The organism is Planococcus kocurii (assembly GCF_001465835.2).
Classification (GTDB): domain Bacteria; phylum Bacillota; class Bacilli; order Bacillales_A; family Planococcaceae; genus Planococcus; species Planococcus kocurii.
Genome location: NZ_CP013661.2, coordinates 2,385,259 through 2,403,819, shown reverse-complemented (window position 1 = coordinate 2,403,819; position 18,561 = coordinate 2,385,259). Strand labels below are relative to the sequence as shown.

At 42.4% G+C, this 18,561-nt stretch carries 17 protein-coding genes; 5 read left to right on the top strand and 12 right to left on the bottom strand.

Features of this window, described 5'->3' with window-relative positions:
• Nucleotides 1–18: 18 nt before the first annotated feature.
• Nucleotides 19–963: an L-threonine 3-dehydrogenase gene (locus tag AUO94_RS11820; protein ID WP_058384405.1), complete on the bottom strand. Its 945-nt coding sequence runs from the start codon at nucleotides 961–963 to the stop codon at nucleotides 19–21.
• Between the two features lie 452 nt (nucleotides 964–1,415).
• On the opposite strand from AUO94_RS11820, the gene AUO94_RS11815 reads away from it, so the two are divergent.
• Genes AUO94_RS11815 through AUO94_RS11805 form a run of 3 tightly spaced genes read left to right on the top strand, consistent with a single transcriptional unit; the run spans nucleotide 1,416 to nucleotide 3,699 of the window.
• A complete protein-coding gene (locus AUO94_RS11815; protein WP_058384404.1) occupies nucleotides 1,416–2,231 on the top strand; it encodes an amino acid ABC transporter substrate-binding protein in 816 nt (271 codons plus the stop codon).
• Nucleotides 2,218–2,919 carry an amino acid ABC transporter permease gene (locus AUO94_RS11810; protein ID WP_058386841.1) on the top strand — a complete coding sequence of 234 codons (702 nt, stop codon included), beginning with the start codon at nucleotides 2,218–2,220 and terminating at the stop codon, nucleotides 2,917–2,919. Before AUO94_RS11815 ends, AUO94_RS11810 begins: the two co-directional genes overlap by 14 nt.
• 36 nt (nucleotides 2,920–2,955) lie before the next feature.
• A complete protein-coding gene (locus tag AUO94_RS11805) occupies nucleotides 2,956–3,699 on the top strand; it encodes an amino acid ABC transporter ATP-binding protein (protein WP_058384403.1) in 744 nt (247 codons plus the stop codon).
• Nucleotides 3,700–3,909: 210 nt separating this feature from the next.
• On the opposite strand, the gene AUO94_RS11800 is transcribed toward AUO94_RS11805, so the two are convergent.
• Nucleotides 3,910–5,022 (bottom strand): mandelate racemase/muconate lactonizing enzyme family protein, encoded by a 1,113-nt coding sequence (locus tag AUO94_RS11800; RefSeq protein ID WP_058384402.1) that lies wholly within the window; start codon nucleotides 5,020–5,022, stop codon nucleotides 3,910–3,912.
• 98 nt (nucleotides 5,023–5,120) lie between these two features.
• Between AUO94_RS11800 and AUO94_RS11795 the strand changes: the two genes are divergently transcribed.
• The gene (locus tag AUO94_RS11795) at nucleotides 5,121–6,326 is read left to right on the top strand and encodes a M20 metallopeptidase family protein (RefSeq protein WP_058384401.1); all 1,206 of its coding nucleotides are present in this window, start codon (nucleotides 5,121–5,123) and stop codon (nucleotides 6,324–6,326) included.
• Nucleotides 6,327–6,445: 119 nt separating this feature from the next.
• On the opposite strand, the gene AUO94_RS11790 is transcribed toward AUO94_RS11795, so the two are convergent.
• From AUO94_RS11790 to AUO94_RS11755, 8 genes are all read right to left on the bottom strand, one after another.
• Entirely contained in the window at nucleotides 6,446–7,636 is a 1,191-nt protein-coding gene (locus AUO94_RS11790; RefSeq protein WP_058384400.1) for a glycine C-acetyltransferase, read from the bottom strand.
• A gap of 92 nt (nucleotides 7,637–7,728) precedes the next feature.
• The gene (locus AUO94_RS11785; RefSeq protein WP_058384399.1) at nucleotides 7,729–8,862 is read right to left on the bottom strand and encodes a bifunctional cystathionine gamma-lyase/homocysteine desulfhydrase; all 1,134 of its coding nucleotides are present in this window, start codon (nucleotides 8,860–8,862) and stop codon (nucleotides 7,729–7,731) included.
• A 2-nt stretch (nucleotides 8,863–8,864) separates the two neighbouring features.
• On the bottom strand, nucleotides 8,865–9,794 hold the full coding sequence (locus tag AUO94_RS11780; protein ID WP_058384398.1) for a PLP-dependent cysteine synthase family protein: 930 nt from the start codon (nucleotides 9,792–9,794) through the stop codon (nucleotides 8,865–8,867).
• Nucleotides 9,795–9,805: 11 nt separating this feature from the next.
• A complete protein-coding gene (locus tag AUO94_RS11775) occupies nucleotides 9,806–10,279 on the bottom strand; it encodes an S-ribosylhomocysteine lyase (RefSeq protein ID WP_058384397.1) in 474 nt (157 codons plus the stop codon).
• A gap of 12 nt (nucleotides 10,280–10,291) precedes the next feature.
• The gene (locus AUO94_RS11770) at nucleotides 10,292–10,927 is read right to left on the bottom strand and encodes a class I SAM-dependent DNA methyltransferase (protein ID WP_058384396.1); all 636 of its coding nucleotides are present in this window, start codon (nucleotides 10,925–10,927) and stop codon (nucleotides 10,292–10,294) included.
• Between the two features lie 225 nt (nucleotides 10,928–11,152).
• Nucleotides 11,153–11,794: a YczE/YyaS/YitT family protein gene (locus AUO94_RS11765; RefSeq protein WP_058384395.1), complete on the bottom strand. Its 642-nt coding sequence runs from the start codon at nucleotides 11,792–11,794 to the stop codon at nucleotides 11,153–11,155.
• Nucleotides 11,795–11,860: 66 nt separating this feature from the next.
• Nucleotides 11,861–12,352, bottom strand: coding sequence for a Cys-tRNA(Pro) deacylase (gene ybaK, locus AUO94_RS11760; protein WP_058384394.1), 492 nt, complete (start codon nucleotides 12,350–12,352; stop codon nucleotides 11,861–11,863).
• 63 nt (nucleotides 12,353–12,415) lie between these two features.
• Nucleotides 12,416–14,575, bottom strand: coding sequence for a DNA topoisomerase III (locus tag AUO94_RS11755; protein WP_058384393.1), 2,160 nt, complete (start codon nucleotides 14,573–14,575; stop codon nucleotides 12,416–12,418).
• 23 nt (nucleotides 14,576–14,598) lie between these two features.
• Here AUO94_RS11755 and AUO94_RS11750 point away from each other — a divergent pair, with 23 nt between their 5' ends.
• Nucleotides 14,599–15,756 (top strand): NERD domain-containing protein, encoded by a 1,158-nt coding sequence (locus AUO94_RS11750; RefSeq protein WP_237150112.1) that lies wholly within the window; start codon nucleotides 14,599–14,601, stop codon nucleotides 15,754–15,756.
• Between the two features lie 177 nt (nucleotides 15,757–15,933).
• On the opposite strand, the gene AUO94_RS11745 is transcribed toward AUO94_RS11750, so the two are convergent.
• The gene (locus AUO94_RS11745) at nucleotides 15,934–16,497 is read right to left on the bottom strand and encodes an NADPH-dependent FMN reductase (RefSeq protein ID WP_058384391.1); all 564 of its coding nucleotides are present in this window, start codon (nucleotides 16,495–16,497) and stop codon (nucleotides 15,934–15,936) included.
• A 134-nt stretch (nucleotides 16,498–16,631) separates the two neighbouring features.
• On the bottom strand, nucleotides 16,632–18,455 hold the full coding sequence (locus AUO94_RS11740) for a cation:proton antiporter (protein ID WP_058384390.1): 1,824 nt from the start codon (nucleotides 18,453–18,455) through the stop codon (nucleotides 16,632–16,634).
• Nucleotides 18,456–18,561: the final 106 nt, after the last annotated feature.

Here is an 18,561-nt window from a genome sequence, read left to right as displayed (position 1 = left end):
ATGGCATTTTTTATTGTCTTAAACTAGTTGAAGCTTTTTTTTTAGCTTTTCTAACATATCGACAGTCATTGCATCTAAGTCATATGACGTTTTAAAGCCCCATTCGGCTTTCGCAGCCGATGCATCGATATTGTCTGGCCAGCTATCTGCAATTTCCTGTCTCACCGGATCAACTGCGTAAGACATTTTGAAGTCGGGAATGTGCTTTTGGATAGACGCTGCAATTTCTTCAGGCGTGAAACTCATTGCTGTTACGTTAAATGCGTTACGGTGAATTAATTGATCTGAATCTGCTTCCATCAAGTCGACAATCGCTTGCAGCGCGTCAGGCATATACATCATGTCCATAGCTGTTCCTTCTGCAATATATGAAGTGTAGCTTGCTTTTTCAATTGCTTGGTAATAAATATCGACTGCATAATCAGTTGTGCCGCCGCCCGGTTGTGCTACGTTCGAAATAAGTCCTGGGAAACGAACACCGCGTGTATCGACACCAAATTTCGTGTGGTAATAATCGCAGAGCAATTCACCAGCTACTTTATTAACGCCGTACATTGTTGTTGGACGCTGTAACGTATCTTGTGGCGTATCTTTCTTAGGTGTTGAAGGACCGAACGCTCCGATAGAACTAGGCGTAAAAAATTGCATTCCTAGCTTGCGAGAGGCTTCAAGTGCATTTACAAGCCCACCCATGTTCAAGTTCCAAGCAAGTAATGGTTTTTCTTCAGCAGTCGCTGATAATAGAGCCGCCATATGAACCATCGTGTCTGCACCGAAATCTTTTGCTAAATCGTACATTCTCTGTGCATCTGTTACATCCAAAATTTCAAAAGGTCCTGATTGATCGGCAGTTTGCCGTATATCTGTTGCTAAGACATTATCATTGCCATATATGCTGCGCATTTTCCCAACAAGTTCTGACCCTATTTGTCCTAAAGCACCTGTAATCATAATTCGTTCCATTTCCAACACTCCTTTTCCCCAAAAACATTTGTCCTGTCCAAAAACACAAAAAAATCCCTATAAACCTTGTCAATTAAAGCTTTCCTATTAAGTCATTATAAGATGTTCTTTTTAAAAATACAAATATTTTCTGCAAAATCCACCTGAATAGCTACTTCTATTGATGAAATAGCCTTTGTAAGTCTTTGATCATTGATAACCCAAAAATTTTGGACTTATTTTCTATGTCTGCATGGTTGGAGAACAGGAAAAGACATGCTATAATAGACCAACTTTAGGATTTCTTTTGATTAGTCAGCAATTGTTCTTTTTTTTAGCTTTAAAACCAACTATACAAGTAGGTTAAATAAACTTTGTATTTTGGTTGTCTAGCTTAGGAAAAAAATAAGAAGATACACATTCAAAAAGAAATTATCTAGATTAAAACTACAAAGGAATTGAGGAGATTATTGATGAAAAAATTTAGTTTAACGTTTTTATTAGTAGGAATAATGTTCGTTTTAGCTGCTTGCAGCGGTTCAAAGGAAGAAGATCCAACGACAGATGATGCCAGTAAATCCGAAGACGATGTATTAGCTAAAGTCCAAGAAGAAGGAACGTTGGTCATTGGTACAGAAGGCACATATCCGCCCTTCACGTTCCATGATGCCTCAGGAGAACTAACTGGTTTTGATGTTGAAATTGCACGCGAAGTGGCTGATCGCCTCGGTGTAGAAGCTGAATTCCTTGAAACACAATGGGATGCCATGTTTGCAGGGTTGGATGCTGGTCGGTTTGATATGGTAGCCAATCAAGTCGGTATTAATCCAGAACGCCAAGAAAGCTATGAGTTTTCAGATCCATACATTACGTCGACTGCAGTTCTAGTAGTCGCTGAAGATAATAATGAAATTAAAAGCTTCGAAGATTTAAAAGGTCAGTTGTCTGCACAATCGCTCACAAGTAACTACGCTGAAACAGCAACTTCTTTTGGCGCAAAGCTTGAAGGGGTTGAAGGGTTTAACCAAGCGATTGAATTATTGAATTCTGGTCGCGTGGATGCAACCGTTAACGATAATTTAACCGTCTTGGATTTTCTGAAACAACGTCCAGATGCGAAAGTAAAAGTAATAGATAAATCAGAAGATGCTGCACAAAGTGGGCTACTATTTAGAAAAGGCAGCGGCGCAATAGTAGAAGAAGCAAACCAAGCATTAGCTGACATGATTGAAGACGGCACATACGATGAAATTTCAGAAAAATGGTTTGGTGAAAATGTACTTGAATAGTATTTTTTCTGATCCGGTCAGAATGGAACGACTTGTGGATATTGCGCAATCCTCATTTCTTCCTTTGATCGAAGCAACACTTCAATTTACATTACCTTTATCGATTATCTCTTTTATTTTCGGTTTGATATTGGCGGTTTTGACAGCGCTGGCTCGAATTTCCACAGTTAAGATTTTTCAACTTATCGCACGTGTTTATGTTTCCATTATTCGTGGGACACCTTTACTCGTTCAATTGTTCATCTTATTTTATGGATTGCCGACACTTGGCATCACAATCGATCCATTCCCAGCAGCAGTCATTGGTTTTTCGCTGAACGTCGGCGCTTATGCGTCTGAAGTGATTCGGGCAGCGATCTTGTCCATTCCAAAAGGGCAATGGGAGGCAGCCAATACCATTGGCATGTCCTACACGCAATCGCTGCGGCGTGTCATTTTGCCACAAGCATCGCGCGTTTCTTTGCCTCCCTTGTCCAATACCTTTATCAGTTTAGTCAAAGATACCTCTCTTGCTTCCCTAATTTTAGTTACCGAAATGTTCAGAGTCGCACAGCAAATTGCCGCAACCAATTATGAATTCCTGCTATTATACGGTCAAGCGGCATTGCTGTACTGGGTCATTTGCTTTGCCTTGTCATTAGTCCAAGGCAGGCTCGAACATCGTTTTGACCGTTATGTTTCCAGATAATACACGCAGGTTACTGAATGCAGTAAGGAGTTCAATATGATTTCAATAAAAAATTTGCATAAAAAGTTCGGTCAACTCGAAGTATTAAAAGGCATCGATACAGATGTTCAAAAAGGACAAGCAATTGTCGTGATTGGTCCCTCTGGTTCTGGAAAAACGACATTTCTACGGTGCCTAAATACGTTGGAAACCCCAACTTCGGGTTTAGTAACAATTGGTGAACAAACGGTCGATTTCGCTAAACCATTATCAAAAAAGCAAATCATGGCTTTTCGTAAACAATCCGCCATGGTCTTTCAGCATTATAATTTATTTCCTCACATGACGGCTCTTGAAAACGTCATGGAAGGACCCATTACTGTTCAAAAACAAAACAAAAAACTAGCTAAACAAAAAGCAGAGCAATTGCTCATAAAAGTTGGACTCGGCGAAAAAATCAATGACTACCCGTTCCAACTGAGTGGTGGTCAACAACAGCGCGTCGGTATTGCGCGAGCGCTAGCACTCGAACCGAAAGTCATGCTCTTCGACGAACCAACATCTGCACTTGATCCCGAATTAGTTGGTGAGGTGCTACAAGTTATGAAAGATTTAGCCGCTGAAGGCATGACGATGGTTGTCGTGACACACGAAATGCGCTTTGCCAAAGGCGTCGCTAACGAAGTATTGTTTATGGACGAAGGACGCATCGTCGAACGCGGCAAGCCGGAAGACATTTTCAATCACCCAACTGAAGAACGAACCAAACGCTTTTTGAGTTTAATTCAAGATACGGATTAACAGAAGAGCGCAAGCTGCCGTGTAGATTCGACGGGCGTAAGACGCTCTCGCGAAGCGACGTCTCTTCAGTCGCATAGCGAGAGTAGCTTAAGACCCTAGAATCTGGCAGCTTGCGCTGGACAACCAGAAAAGCGCAAGCTGCCGTGTAGATTCGACTCTTATAAACAGAAAAACTCGCATCCCTTTTCAGGGATGCGAGTTTTTCTGTTTCTACTCAATTACACATGACTTTACTGTTAGTTTGTCTAGCTGTGCTTGATCTATTTCTATACCTAAACCAGGCTTACCTGATAACAATACATATGGATGTTCATAAGTTAAATCACCAATTTCTTCGCTAAAGAGCAATGGTCCGGTTAATTCCGTGCTTTCGATATTGATACGTGCCATCGCAACGTGATAGCCTGCTGCTGAAGCAACAGATGATTCTACCATCGAACCGATTTGACACAACATGCCAGCGGCTTCAGCAGTCTTCGCCATTTGCGTAGCATAGAAAATGCCGGCACATTTCATTAGCTTAATGTTAATAACATCTGCTGCTTGCAAACGAATAATTTCTAGCAAGTCTTCCATCGATTGAATACTTTCGTCAGCCATAATTGGGACGGCCGTCTTTGACCGGACTTCTGCTAATCCGCGAATATCCCCCATACGGATTGGCTGTTCAATCCAGGCAATGTTAGCCTCCTCGAGTTGTTTAATCGCTGCGACTGCAATGCCTGGTGATTTCCATCCTTGATTGACATCAACACGGATTGGCACGTCTCTGCCGACTGCTTGACGAACAGCTAAAATTCGCTCTACGTCTTCTTGTGCTTGTCCTTTACCTACTTTCAATTTCAAGGAAGCATAACCCATTTCGACAGCGTGCAACGCTTTTTCTGCCATGATTTCAGGCGCTTCGATGCTCAACACTTTGGGATAATCCAAATGTGCAGTTGCTTGTCCACCAATTAAATTGTAAACTGGCTGCCCCACTGCTTTGCCCATTAAATCATAACAAGCAATATCCACAGCGGCTTTTGCAGCTGAATTACCTGTCATTAAGGCAGTCATTTTCGAATGAATCGCTTCGATGTCGAATGGACTCAGCCCGATAATTGCCGGGAGGAATTGTTCTTTCAACACTTCAAATGCCGAAGTAAAATACTCTCCCGTGACATGCTCATCTGGAACTGCTTCGCCGTAGCCGGTCAGTCCGGTATCCGTTTCTAATACGACAATCAATGCTGGCATATCTGGATAAGTTGCGTAAGAAATAATAAATGGTTCGTTGAGAGGAAATCTGACCGCGTGTAACGTCGCTTTTGTAATTTTCATTTAAGAGCCTCCAATGGATTTAACTTGTTGTATACTTATACTATAGTGAACTTTATGAATAATTGATAATTTATTTGATAATCAAAGGAGTTTTGAAAATGACAATCATACAACAAATCGATTCGTTGTTCGAAGAGATGGTAGAAATTAGAAGATACTTACATATGAATCCTGAGTTGTCGCATCAAGAAATCGCGACTCCTGCTTTTATTGCAGAGCAACTAGAAGCAATGGGCGTTGACGTTCGTCGTAATGTTGGTGGACGAGGGGTTGTTGGGACAATTCGTGGCGGTAAACCGGGCAAGACAATCGCGTTCCGTGCCGATTTCGATGCGTTGCCGATTGAGGATCAAAAAGATGTCTCGTATAAATCTACGATCCCTGGTGTTATGCATGCTTGTGGACACGACGGACATACCGCTGCGTTACTTGGTTTTGCAAAAGCGATGGTCGCGATCCAAAAAGATTTGCCTGGAACCATCGTGTTAATCCATCAATTTGGTGAGGAACTATCACCAGGCGGGGCACGTGCCATGATTGAAGATGGTTGCTTAGACGGGGTCGATGCAGTTTTCGGTGCTCATTTGCAGAGCAAGATGGATGTGGGGCGCGTTTATTTGCGGGATGGCTTTTTGCAAGCTTCTGAAGATGCTATCAAGATTACCGTCCACGGTTCTGGAACTCATGGCGCAGAACCTCATCAAGGCATCGACCCGATTTTAGTAGCGAGCCATATTATGGTCGCGCTTCAATCCATTGTTAGCCGTAACGCCAATCCATTAAAAGAATTAGTCGTTTCTATCGGTAAATTCCATGCGGGTGATGCTGATAACGTTATTTCAAGCAAAGCTGTTTTAGAAGGCACCATTCGTGTCTTTGATCCTGAGCTTCGCATACTTGCAGGACAACGTTTACGGGCAATTGTGGAAAATGTCGCCATAGCGATGGGCGCCACTGCCGAATTGATCATCGAAACAGGCTACGACTCGCTTTGGAATCACCTCACTGAAACGGATATTGTTCGTGCCGCTGCACGCGGCGTGCTGGGAGATGAACATGTAGTGGAAATCGATCCGATTATGCCAGTTGAGGATTTTACGTATTATACGCAAGCTAAGCCAGGCGCGTACTTTTTTGTTGGCGCCAAAATGGATAATAGCGAATTGGTTTACCCGCATCACCATGAAAACTTTGATTTTAATGAAAATGCCATGTTGGTGACGGCAAAAGTCTTTGCTGCGATTTATTTTGAGGCGCAAGAAAAGGCTTTGGACAGTATTCGGGTTGATTTGGACAGTATTTGAGAAATTCGGACAGTATTTCGCACGATTCGGACAGTATTTGGTCCAATCTGGACAGTATCACCTTTATTTGGAAATAAAAACAAGCCAAGCGGCATGCCGCTTGGCTTGTTTCGTATTTTTTAGTTGATAACGCCTAATGCTTTGCCGACTTTTTCGTAAGTCGCGATCGCTTCATCTAACATTTCTTTTGTGTGAGCCGCTGTTGGCATATTGCGTACGCGTCCCGTGCCTTTTGGAACTGTTGGGAAGACGATTGATTTTGCATAAACGCCTTCTTCAAATAAGCGCTTCGAAAATTCTTGTGTTAACTTCTCGTCGCCGATGATGCAAGGTGTGATTGGTGTTTCGGAATGACCGATGTCAAAGCCTAATGCGTCTAGACCTTTTTTCAAGTAATCGCCATTTTCCCATAGCTTATCGTGCAATTCTGTTGAGTCAATAATCATTTGTACCGCTGCAGTGATCGCTGCAACGTCTCCTGGAGTTACCGCTGTTGAAAACAAGAACGGACGTGAACGAACTTTTAACCAGTCGATTAGGTTTTTCTTACCGGCTACATAACCACCGACAACGCCGACTGCTTTAGATAAAGTTCCCATTTGCATATCGATTTCTTTTTCAAGACCGAAATGTTTTACCGTTCCTTTACCTTTGCCCGTTACGCCTGATCCGTGTGCATCATCCACATACGTAATCAAATCAAATTCTTTTGCGATTTCCACGATTTCTGGAAGTTTGGCAATATCCCCATCCATCGAGAAGACGCCGTCTGTGATGACCATCACTTTATTGTAAAGGCCAGATTCTGTTGCTTCTTTTGCTTTCATGCGCAAATCTTCCATATCCGAGTGTTTAAATGCGATGATTTTCGCTTTCGATAAACGGCAACCATCGATAATCGATGCGTGGTTTAATTGATCCGAAAGAATGGCATCGTTTTTATCCATTACAGCTGAAATCGCCGCCATGTTGCAGTTAAAACCAGATTGATAGGAAATTGCTGCTGCTGTTCCTTTGAATTCAGCAAGCTTTTCTTCTAATTTTACGTGTAAATCAAGTGTTCCGTTAATCGTACGAACAGCACCTGCTCCAACGCCATACTTATCGATTGCGTCTTTTGCTACTTGTTTCAAGTCTTCGTTTGTCGCAAGTCCTAAGTAGTTATTTGAAGAAAGGTTGATCAGGTCTTTGCCGCGAACTTTAATGATCGCGCCGTTTGGTCCTTCAACCGGGTCAATTTCATTGTAAAGACCTTGCTCTTTTAATTCTGTTAAGTTCTCATCTAAAAATGCATCTAGTTTTTTTGACAATGTCCTCTTCCTTTCAAAACGAAATTCTGTCTCTATCTTACCATACGGTCATTTTTTCCAAAAGAAAAAGCGGACCGAGGTCCGCTTTCTACTCATTTTAATGCATATGCTAGGTCTTCAATCAAATCTTCTACATCTTCTATTCCGACTGAAATTCGCACTAAACCTTCTACAATACCTAACTCTGCACGGCGTTCAATTGGAATAGATGCGTGTGTCATTTGCGCTGGCACAGAAATTAAACTTTCAACTGCCCCTAAGCTTTCGGCCAATGTAAAGTATTTTAGTTTTGCCAGTAATTCTCCAGCTTTTTCTTTACTGCCGACATCAAACGAAATCATACCGCCAAAGCCCGCCGCTTGTTTTTGTATTAATTCGCGTCCCGGGTGACTTTCAAGTCCCGGATAAATCACTTTTCCAACAGCGTCATGTCCTTCTAAAAATTCCGCGATTTTTTGAGCATTAGAGTTCGCTTCTTCCATGCGCAAGCCTAGAGTTTTTAATCCACGAATAAGCAACCACGAATCTTGTGGTCCTAAAATTGCACCGATCGAATTTTGCACAAAGTGAACTTCCTCAGCAAGCTCCGCTGAATTCACAACAACCAGTCCCGCCACAACATCACTATGTCCGCCAATGTATTTTGTCGCACTATGCAAGACAATATCTGCCCCTAATTTAATTGGGTTTTGTAAATAAGGCGTCATGAATGTATTGTCTACAATCGTTACTAAGTTTTTCGACTTCGCAAATGCTGCAACAGCTTCAATATCCGTTACTTTTAGCAATGGGTTGGTCGGTGTTTCAATGAAAATCGCTTTTGTGTTTTCTTTTACAGCGGCTTCTACTTCTGCTAGGTTTCCAGTATCCACAAAAGTAAATTCTAATCCAAAGCGGTTTAATACTTTATTGATGACACGGTAAGTTCCACCGTATACATCATCGGTTAACACAATATGGTCACCTGCTGAAAACAACATCATAACTGATGAAATAGCAGCCATCCCTGAGCCAAATGCAAATCCAGCATGACCGAATTCGACATCTGCTATCAATTCTTCCAGTGCATGACGTGTTGGGTTTCCGGTACGTGAATATTCATAGCCTTTAAATTTCCCGACCGCTTCTTGCTTATACGTGCTCACTTGGTAAATCGGTGTCGATACAGCGCCTGTTGCTTCGTCGCCGACAATGCCACCGTGAATTAATCTTGTTTTTGGTTTCACTGCTATTCCTCCTCAAAACTTCTATCGTAAATTTGTTGACTCATATAGCGTTCACTTGAATCGGCAAACACCGTCACAATATGACTTCCAGGCTTCGCATTTTCGGCTTCGCGTAACGCTGCTACAAATGCCGCCCCTGACGAACTACCAACCAACAAGCCTTCTGTCTTCGCTAGTTCTCGAACTGCCATGAATGCATCTTTGTCCGTAATTGTATGAATCGCTTCAAAATAGCTTTTATCCATATAATCCGGCAAAAATTCCATGCCGATGCCTTCGGTCAAATGAGGTCCTGATGACCCACCGTTTAATATTGAGCCTTCTGGTTCCACAATGACCGTTTTTATCGATGGCTTTTGCGATTTTAAATAGCGAGCGGTCCCCATAAAAGTTCCACCTGATCCAGCTCCTGCAACAAAGACGTCAATTTCTCCGTCTAATGCATTCCATAGTTCAGGAGCAAGCGTTTGAACATAGGTCTCAGGATTCGCCGGGTTGGAAAATTGCGAAGGTGAAAATGCATTTTGCTCTTTAACCAATTGCTCGGCTTTTTTGATGGCACCTTTAATGCCTTCTTCCGTCGGTGTGTTAATGACTTCTGCTCCTAATGCACGCATCAAACCTTGTTTTTCTTGGCTGAATTTTTCGGGTACTACAAATTTTACGTGATACCCTTTGCCGATAGCAGCAATTGCCAAACCAATACCGGTATTGCCGGCAGTTGGTTCGATGATTGTGCCACCTGGTTTGAGGACACCCCGTTTTTCAGCATCTTCAATAAGCGAAACGCCTAATCGGTCTTTGACGCTTCCGCCTGGATTGAAATATTCAAGCTTAGCAAAGATGCGGCAACCGTTTGGGATTTTACTATGCGTTAATTCTAGTAATGGTGTGTTCCCGATCAATTGCTGAATGTTTGTTACATAGTTCATCGATATTCTCCTTAGTTCGCTGTTTCAGCGAATACTTGAGTCCATTGCTCTTTTTTTGCTAACATTTCACGCGCCAATTCTTTCGCGCCTTCTAAGCTATGACTCGCAGCCCAACCACATTGCACTTTATTGCATGCTGGCACTTCGTCTGCTTCTAAGACGTCTTTTAATGTATTTTCTAATATTTGAAGAATTTCATCATAATCATCCAAATTAATAACAGACAAATAAAAGCCTGTCTGGCATCCCATTGGCCCAATATCAACGATGTTATCAGAATGATTGCGACTGTGTTCAGCCATCATATGTTCAAGCGAATGAAGTCCAGGCATTTCCATATGCTCTTTGTTTGGCTGCTTGAAACGGATGTCGTATTTGCGAATCGTATCGCCTTTAGCTCCTGTTTTTTCTCCAGCTAAACGGACATACGGTGCCACTACTTTTGTGTGATCCAAGTTAAAGCTTTCAACATTCATTTTTTTCATCTCTATCGCTCCTTAGATTTTAGTTGCTTCAATCAAAAAGACGTAGTTGTTCATCTTCGACAACTTTACGGTAAACCCTGCTTTTGTAATCAACTCTTCTAGTTTTGGAACCGTCGTGTAGTATTCACGGTTCAAGTCTTCTACTAAATTAAGATGACCTCTATTTTGTTCAAACGCAATTATTTCCTGTTTGGCTCTTTCTGAAACAAATACAGTGTCTGCAAAAATTACTTTTCCGCCTCTTGGCAGTTGATCGGCATAAAGTTGAAAAGCTTGGGCTTTTTCTGTATCCGTTAAATGATGAAACGCATAAGAACTGACAAAGCTTTGCGGTGAAATTCCGGCTTCAAATTCCAAAAAATCTCCGTCGATTACTTTTAAGTCTGCCATTTTTTCTGCAGTTACTTTACGCATCGCTTGGTTGGGTTCGATTCCTACTACTTGCAGCCCGCGTTCAAGAAGTTTTTCAGTCAAATTCCCGGTACCGACACCAAACTCAATAACTGGCTCACTGGCTGCATCAGCCACTGCCTGCAAGATTTCGTTGTATTTTAAGAAGACGTCTTTGTATTCCTCGTCTTTTCCACTAACTGAATCATCATACGTATGAACCCACTCATCAAATATTTCTACAAATTCTCGACCCATAAAATCCTCCGTTAAATTCGTATTTTACAAAACCAATAGACTTACTAGGTTTTATTTATAACATATTGCCGTATGGGTTTCAACTATCATGAGTTGTGAAATGCATTAGTATCTTTAATTTGGATGCATTAAAATTGAGGCACAAAAAAGCCCGGCAACCAGTGCCAGGCTCTACTTGTAGTTAGACTTCACATCACTTTAGAATAAGTTACACACGCCTAACTCTTAAACTTTCAGAACGGGCGGCAGATTTTCTTTTTCACCGATCAGTGTTACTAACAATCTTTCAAATTGAGGCAAAGAAACTTGTACAATTCTACCAGTTAACAAAGCAACGGCAATGGTTCCAATGCCAACAGGTCCACCGAGCAACCAACCCAGTAATGCCACTCCTACTTCAATTCCTGCCCGAACGACACTAATACTAAGTCCTGTCTTATCAACGAGCAGCATCATCAAGCTATCCCGAGGACCTGCACCAATTTTCGGTGATACGTAAAGACCGACGCCGTAGCCTGAAATAATAATTCCGGCAGACAAAATCACAATTTGTCCGACCAAGGTTTGAATATCAGGAATTAAAAAATTAAAAACATCGATAAAGACTCCGACGAGCAACATATTTAAAAAAGTACCGATTTGCGGGATCCTTCGCGTAAAGAAAGCCGTACTCCCAATCAGTGTGAAACCGGCAATGACCGACCACGTACCAATGGTCAGTCCAAATTTTAAATACAATCCGACGTGTAGCACATCCCACGGCCCAATTCCTAATTTGCTTCCTTTTATGGTCATTGTAAAGCCAAGAGCGAGGACAATCAATCCAACGATAAAGAACAGCCAGCGATAAAATAGCGAACGCTTCATCAACATCCTTCTTTCTTTTATTGTGATATGAAAAATCCACCCATTCAACGCGAATGGATGGATGCTCTATTGACTTGATGCTGTCAACTCGGCAAACTGACCAGTTGTTGCAGCCAGCAGTTCATTAGGAGCTAGTTTCAGCTGAACACCAATTTTACCAGCAGAAACGATTATTTCATCTAGTTGTCCAGCTTCTGAGGAAATGAAGGTCGGGAACGGTTTTTTCATGCCAACAGGAGAGCAACCCCCACGAATATAGCCAGTTAATGTCAAGATTTCCTTGACCGGTAGCATTTCGATTTTCTTTTCACCAGTGGCTTGGGCGGCTTTTTTTAAATCCAATTCTTCTGCAACGGGTATGACAAAGACGTAAGCCTGTTTTGATGCCCCCGTTGCAACCAGCGTTTTGTATACAAATTCTACAGCAAAACCAATTTTTTCAGCGACAGAAACTCCGTCTACTTTGCCGTCTTCTGTACGGTAATGAAGCAGTTCGTAATGGATTTCACTTTTATCAAGCATACGTGCTGCATTGGTTTTCACCATTTTCTTCGCCATAACCTCTCCCCTTGCTTTGAAAAGATTCTTTAGTCACAGCATATCATCATACGCCTCAAGATTCTATTCGCTTTGACCTAATAATTTTTTCAAGGCTTCGGCCATTGCGGTATTTTGAGGGGCTTCATCTTGCTGGTTCAAGTATTTATTGACGTCTTTTTTGTTGGCTTTGGATTGACCGGATTTTTTGCGTTTCTCAAATGCTGATAGTTTTTCACGGTGACCACATTTGCAGACGAAAATCTTGCCGTCTCCTTCACCTTGCAATTCCAATTTTTTATGACAATTTGGGCAGCGCGCATTGGTTTGCATCGCTACTTGTTTTTTATAACCACATTCACGATCTTGGCAGACGTTCATCTTGCCACGCTTACCGTTGACTTCAAGAAGCGGTTTCCCACAATCCGGGCACATTTTGCCAGTAATGTTATCGTGTTTGAATTTCTTGTCGCTCTTTTTAATATCTGACACCGATTTTTCAGCAAAGACAATCATTTCTTTTATGAAGTCTTCTTTTTTCAATTGGCCTTTCGCAATTTTCGTTAATTGCTGCTCCCAATCGGCGGTCAGTTTCGGAGACTTTAAGTCTTCCGGAACAAGCTCCAGCAACTGGCGACCTTTTGACGTAATCGTCAAATCTTTGCCTTTTTTCTCGATCAAAAAGGTATTAAATAATTTATCGATGACGTCAGCTCGTGTTGCTACTGTGCCAAGTCCACCCACTTCGCCAAGCGTTTGAATCACTTCTTTTGTTTCGCCGCTCATAAACTGCGCTGGATTTTCCATGGCGCCAAGTAACGTTCCTTCATTGAAAAATGCAGGTGGCTTGGTTTTGCCATCTGTTAACGCAATGCCTTTGAGTGTCAACGACTGACCTTTCTCAAACGCTGGCAATGTCGTATCGTCACTATCGTTTTCGTCTTTATAAATACGTTTCCAGCCTTCATTGCGAACGGTATTGCCTTTTGCTTGGAACGTTTCGCCTCCAGCCGTTAGCTTGACCGTCGTTTGATCATATTCGTATTGCGGATAAAATACAGCAAGAAACCGTTTGACGATCATGTCGTATAATTTATGCTCTTTGTCTGATAATTCGTGCAGCGGTGGTGTTTCTTCCGTCGGGATAATGGCATGGTGATCGGATACTTTCGCGTCATCAATGACGCCTTTTTGCGGAGCCACTGGATTTTTCAAAATCATTGCCGACAAACTGCGGTACGGTCCGACTTGCACTGCTTTTACGCGATCTTTTAACGTATCACGCATATCGCTCGTTAAATGTTTCGAGTCTGTCCGCGGATACGTCACAATTTTGTAGCGTTCGTATAAATTTTGCAGCGTGTTAAGTGTTTCTTTCGCCGACCAGCTATAGCGCTTATAAGCTTCTTTTTGCAGTTCGGTCAAATCAAATAAAGGCGGTGCTGGCTGACGTTTCGGCGTGATTTTAATGTCCGTCACGGTGCCTTCATGTGTGTTTTCGAGTTTGTTGAATCGCTTGTCAATTTTTTCTTTATCAAATGATTGTGTCGAGTTGCCATCCGTCCATGTAAATGTCGCTTGGTCCGTTATGGCTTGCATGCCGTAATAAGGTTTCGGCTGGAAGTTGCGAATTTGCTTTTCGCGTTCCGCAATCATCGCAAGTGTCGGCGTTTGTACGCGCCCTGTTGATAATTGTGCGTTGTATTTAACGGTCAACGCGCGCGTTGCGTTAATGCCGACAACCCAATCCGCTTCTGCGCGCGCTACGGCTGCTGCGTATAGATTTTCGTAAGCGCGACCGTCTTTTAAGTTATTAAATCCGTCTTTGATCGCTTTGTCGGTAACCGATGAAATCCACAACCGTTTTACCGGTTTACGTGTATTGGTTTTCTCTAAAATCCAACGGGCGACAAGCTCCCCTTCGCGGCCTGCGTCTGTTGCGATGATGACTTCTTTGACATCGCCGCGCTGTAATTGAGATTTTACCGCATTAAATTGTTTCATCGATTGTTTGATTGGCACCAATTTAAATGGTTTTGGAATAATCGGCAACGTATCCATTTTCCACTCTTTAAAATCATTGTTGTATTGCTCTGGCTGCGCATGCGTCACTAAATGGCCGAGTGCCCATGTGACGATATACTGTTTGCCTTCTAAATAGCCGTTGCCTTTTTGTTCGCACCCTAAAACACGTGCAATGTCACGCGCAACGGATGGCTTTTCTGCTAAAACGATTGATTTCATTTATATTCACCCTCATTTCTACTGTGATTATTGTAACATTTTCTGCTTGGACTGGCTTTTCGGAAGTGTTTTTGGGGGTTGGACAGTATTTCTCGAATTTGGACAGTATTTGGGGGAATTTGGACAGTATTTCATCCAATCCGGACAGTATTTCCATTAACTTCAAATTTTGCTTGCACAACACCCACATTCTAGCTATATTTAAAGTAATTTCACATGAAGGAGAGGATCGATTGATCATTAAAACACGCACAAAGCCCCCTCAAATTTTCCAACTGGAAAGTTTGCTTCAACGAATGCCCACTGTCCATCCCCGACATCCCCACTGGACAGAAAAACTCCGTCGCATCACCGCCGGATATCACGGCGAATTGCGCGTAGACTCCTTTTGGCACGAAATCGACCTCTCGTTACCGCATTATTTCATCCACGACTTGTTCATCCAAAAAGAGAAGTCTTCCCATCAAATTGACAGCGTTCTAGTGACCAGCCGATTCGTACTGGTATTAGAAATCAAAAGCATTTCCGGCTTACTCAATTTCGATCCTACTTTGAGGCAATTTTCCAGAACCAATAAAGACGGCAGCATTGATGGCATGAACAATCCAGACGATCAATTGCGCCGCCACGAAAAGTGGCTGGAACAATTTTTACGCAAGCAACGCATCCAGCTGCCTGTTGTCGGCGCCATCATTTTTACGTACCCATCGTCTGTGATTCAATCTCGCGCAGGCAGTCGCATCATGATTCAGTCATCTGGACTACCACACCTCATGGAACAATTACTGATTCGTCACCCGCACGATGTATTATCTAAGAAGAAAACGGAAGTGCTGGCGAAAAACTTACTTGCGCTCTATTCAATAAAACCAATTGCGTCACTTGGACTTACGGATTCATTTCCACCTGGTGTGTTATGCCCCAACTGCCCATATTGCTTGCTCCATTATCGTGGTGGAAAATGGCGTTGCAATGCATGTCTGCATGTTGATCCTCTCGCGCATCTTGATGCGCTGAGGCAATACCGCACTTTGGTCAAAACGACTATCAGCAGCAGAGAATTTCGCGACTTTACAGGAATTATGTCTCCCTCAATCGCTTCAAAGCTATTAGCGAGCTCGAAAATGGCTTATCACGGCAGTTTTAAAGATCGGCAGTATGTGATTCCCGAGGCGTTTTAGCGTTTCGACAGTATTTTCGTGATTTGGACAGTATTTGGTGGAATTCGGACAGTATTCCAGCCAATTCGGACAGTATTCTACTCCTTTTCGACAGTAAGCCCAATTAATGGAATAAATTCAAAATCCATTTCAAATTAAATCCAAAAAAAGAAACCTCCCACATGCGGGAGGTTTCTTTTAATGATTATCCAATGTTTCTTTCGACAAATGCTTGCTCATTTCAGCATATTGCACAAAGACACGGGCCAATTCACGCAAACGGTTGTGAACGTCTTCACTCACAATCGTATTCGTCTCATCAAAGTGACTCGTGTGTGTGTACACATAGTTCGGCGTTACAAGACAGCGGAAGTAATCAAGAATCGGCTTTAACTGATTTTCGATGACCAAGTGATGCTGATACGTTCCACCGTTTGCGACGATCGATACTGGTTTGTAACGCATCGTGCGTGGGTGAAGCATATCAAATGTATTTTTCAACACACCCGGAATAGATCCTTGGAAAATCGGTGTTGCGATGATATAGCCATCTGCTTCTTCAAAGCGACGAACGATTTCTTGCATGCTGTCATTGTATTCGCCAAGCGGACGCCCATCAACAAACTGATGGTCATAGTCAGCTAGCTTTAACAATTTTAACTCAATTTCAGGATTGGTTTCATTAATATAAACTTGAATTTGTTCCAGAATGGCACCGGTCTTGCTACCGATGATCGTGCCGTCTACTAATAAAACTTTCATACTCTCTTGTCCTCCTCAAAATACGTTCTTGCTGTTAACTGCATCTACTTGCAGCATCGCAATAACCTGTTTGTCTTCATCATAACAAACCCTGTTTCACAATACGTACCTTAATTACTTTTGAGCGAGAGATTTCATTCTTTAGTCTGAGTTCCGTTTTTCGAACGTTTGCTTTCTAAACGTTCCTGCGTTCGCTCAGATTCGGGAGAAGATGCAGTAAAGCTGACGATGGTGTCTCCAGCTTTTGGCTCAAGTTTGTTGTTCTCTGCAAAAAACTCAATTTTGCCTTGGGCGTATTGAACAAACAAAGGAATGGTATCGTTAGACCATTTTGTCTTGAAATCTTCATAAGTAAACTGCTCCGACAATTGCGTTTTGCGCATCGTGTAGCCTGCTTCTGCTTTTATTTCCAACTCATGGATGTTCCATTCTTCTCCAAATAATGTTCGACCACTCAATGAGGAATGAAAATCGCCTGGGTCGCCTTCGTGAATCGCTGTCTGGTAAAGATTTGCACGGCCCATTTCTGGAACAAAATTATTAACGACGAGCGCGTTATACGAATCAGTTCCAGTCGCAACCACCATCGTTTCATACGGCGTTAAATCAACTTCGTAATCGGTATGTTCCGATAGAATTTCACCGGCATACGTCTTTAGTCCCATTTGACGAGCTTCTTGCAAACGACCCCAAGAGGAATCTATAATCAAAACGCTTTTTTCAAGATCCGCTAATACTTTGCCGAGTTTTGTCGCGAACCGGCTAGCACCGATAATAATGACCCCTGGATCGTCAGCTGTCGCAAGTCCAAGCTTTTTGCCAACCCAGCCAATCGTAAAGCCGTGGACAATCACAGTAGAAAAGACCAGTGCAAATGTTAAAGCGGTCAACAACTCCGCATCCGCAAAACCAGCTTCCAGCAAGACGCCTGCAAAATACCCCGAGACGGTCAATGCGACAATGCCACGTGGTGCGATCCAGCCAACCAGCGTTTTTTCTTGAATCGTCAAGTCCGTCCCAATGGTCGACAACCAGATGGATAAAGGTCGAACGATAAACAGCATTGCCAATACAAAGGAAATCACTTGCCAATTAAAGATACCGATCAAGACCTCTAAGCTAAGCGAAGCCGTGAGCATGACGAAAATACTAGAAATCAACAAGACAGAAATATTTTCTTTAAAATGACGCATATCGTTAATAGACGCAATGTTCATGTTGGCCATAATCATTCCCATTGCTGTAACTGCTAGTAGTCCTGTTTCGTGCATTACAATGTCTGACACAACGAAAACCAATAACACTACACCAAATACCATCGGAGCTTTGAGGAATTCTGGAACTTGTCCTTTTTCGAACATCATTCCCATTAGCCATCCTGCTCCAGCACCGAGTGCAACAGCAAACAATGATGCCAAGAAAAATAAGCCAAACGCAGCTGCAGTCTCATCACCAATGGCAAATAACACAAATTGAAACGCAAACAAAGCGAGCAGCGCACCAAAAGGATCCACTACAATTCCTTCCCATTTCAAGATAGCTGCAGGACGTGATTTTAACTTAGCCTGCCGCAACATCGGTAAAATAACCGTAGGTCCGGTAACGATGAATAAGCCACCAATAACAAACGCTACACCAAACGATAGCCCAGCTATATAATGGGCTGCGAGAGATCCTGCAATCCAGGCGATAAAAGCACCAAGTGTAACGATTCGTAAAATGGGTTTGCTAAAGTTACGAATTTCTTTAAAATTTAAATTCAAACTGCCTTCAAATAAGATAATGGCAACCGCTAACGAAATAAACGGATTAAACAATTCTCCAAAACTCTCTGCAGGGTGAATCACTTCAAAAATCGGGCCTACGAGAAGCCCCGCAATTGACATCAGTACAATAGCAGGAAGCTGAAGACGCCAAGCGATCCATTGGGAAAGCACTCCCAGAAAAATAATAAGCATCAAGTCAAATAATAAGGTATCGATGGCAGGTCACTTCCTTTCGTTCTTTTTTGGCATTATACAGGTATTATATATTGAATGGGAATCGTAAAGCATTCAATTTTCG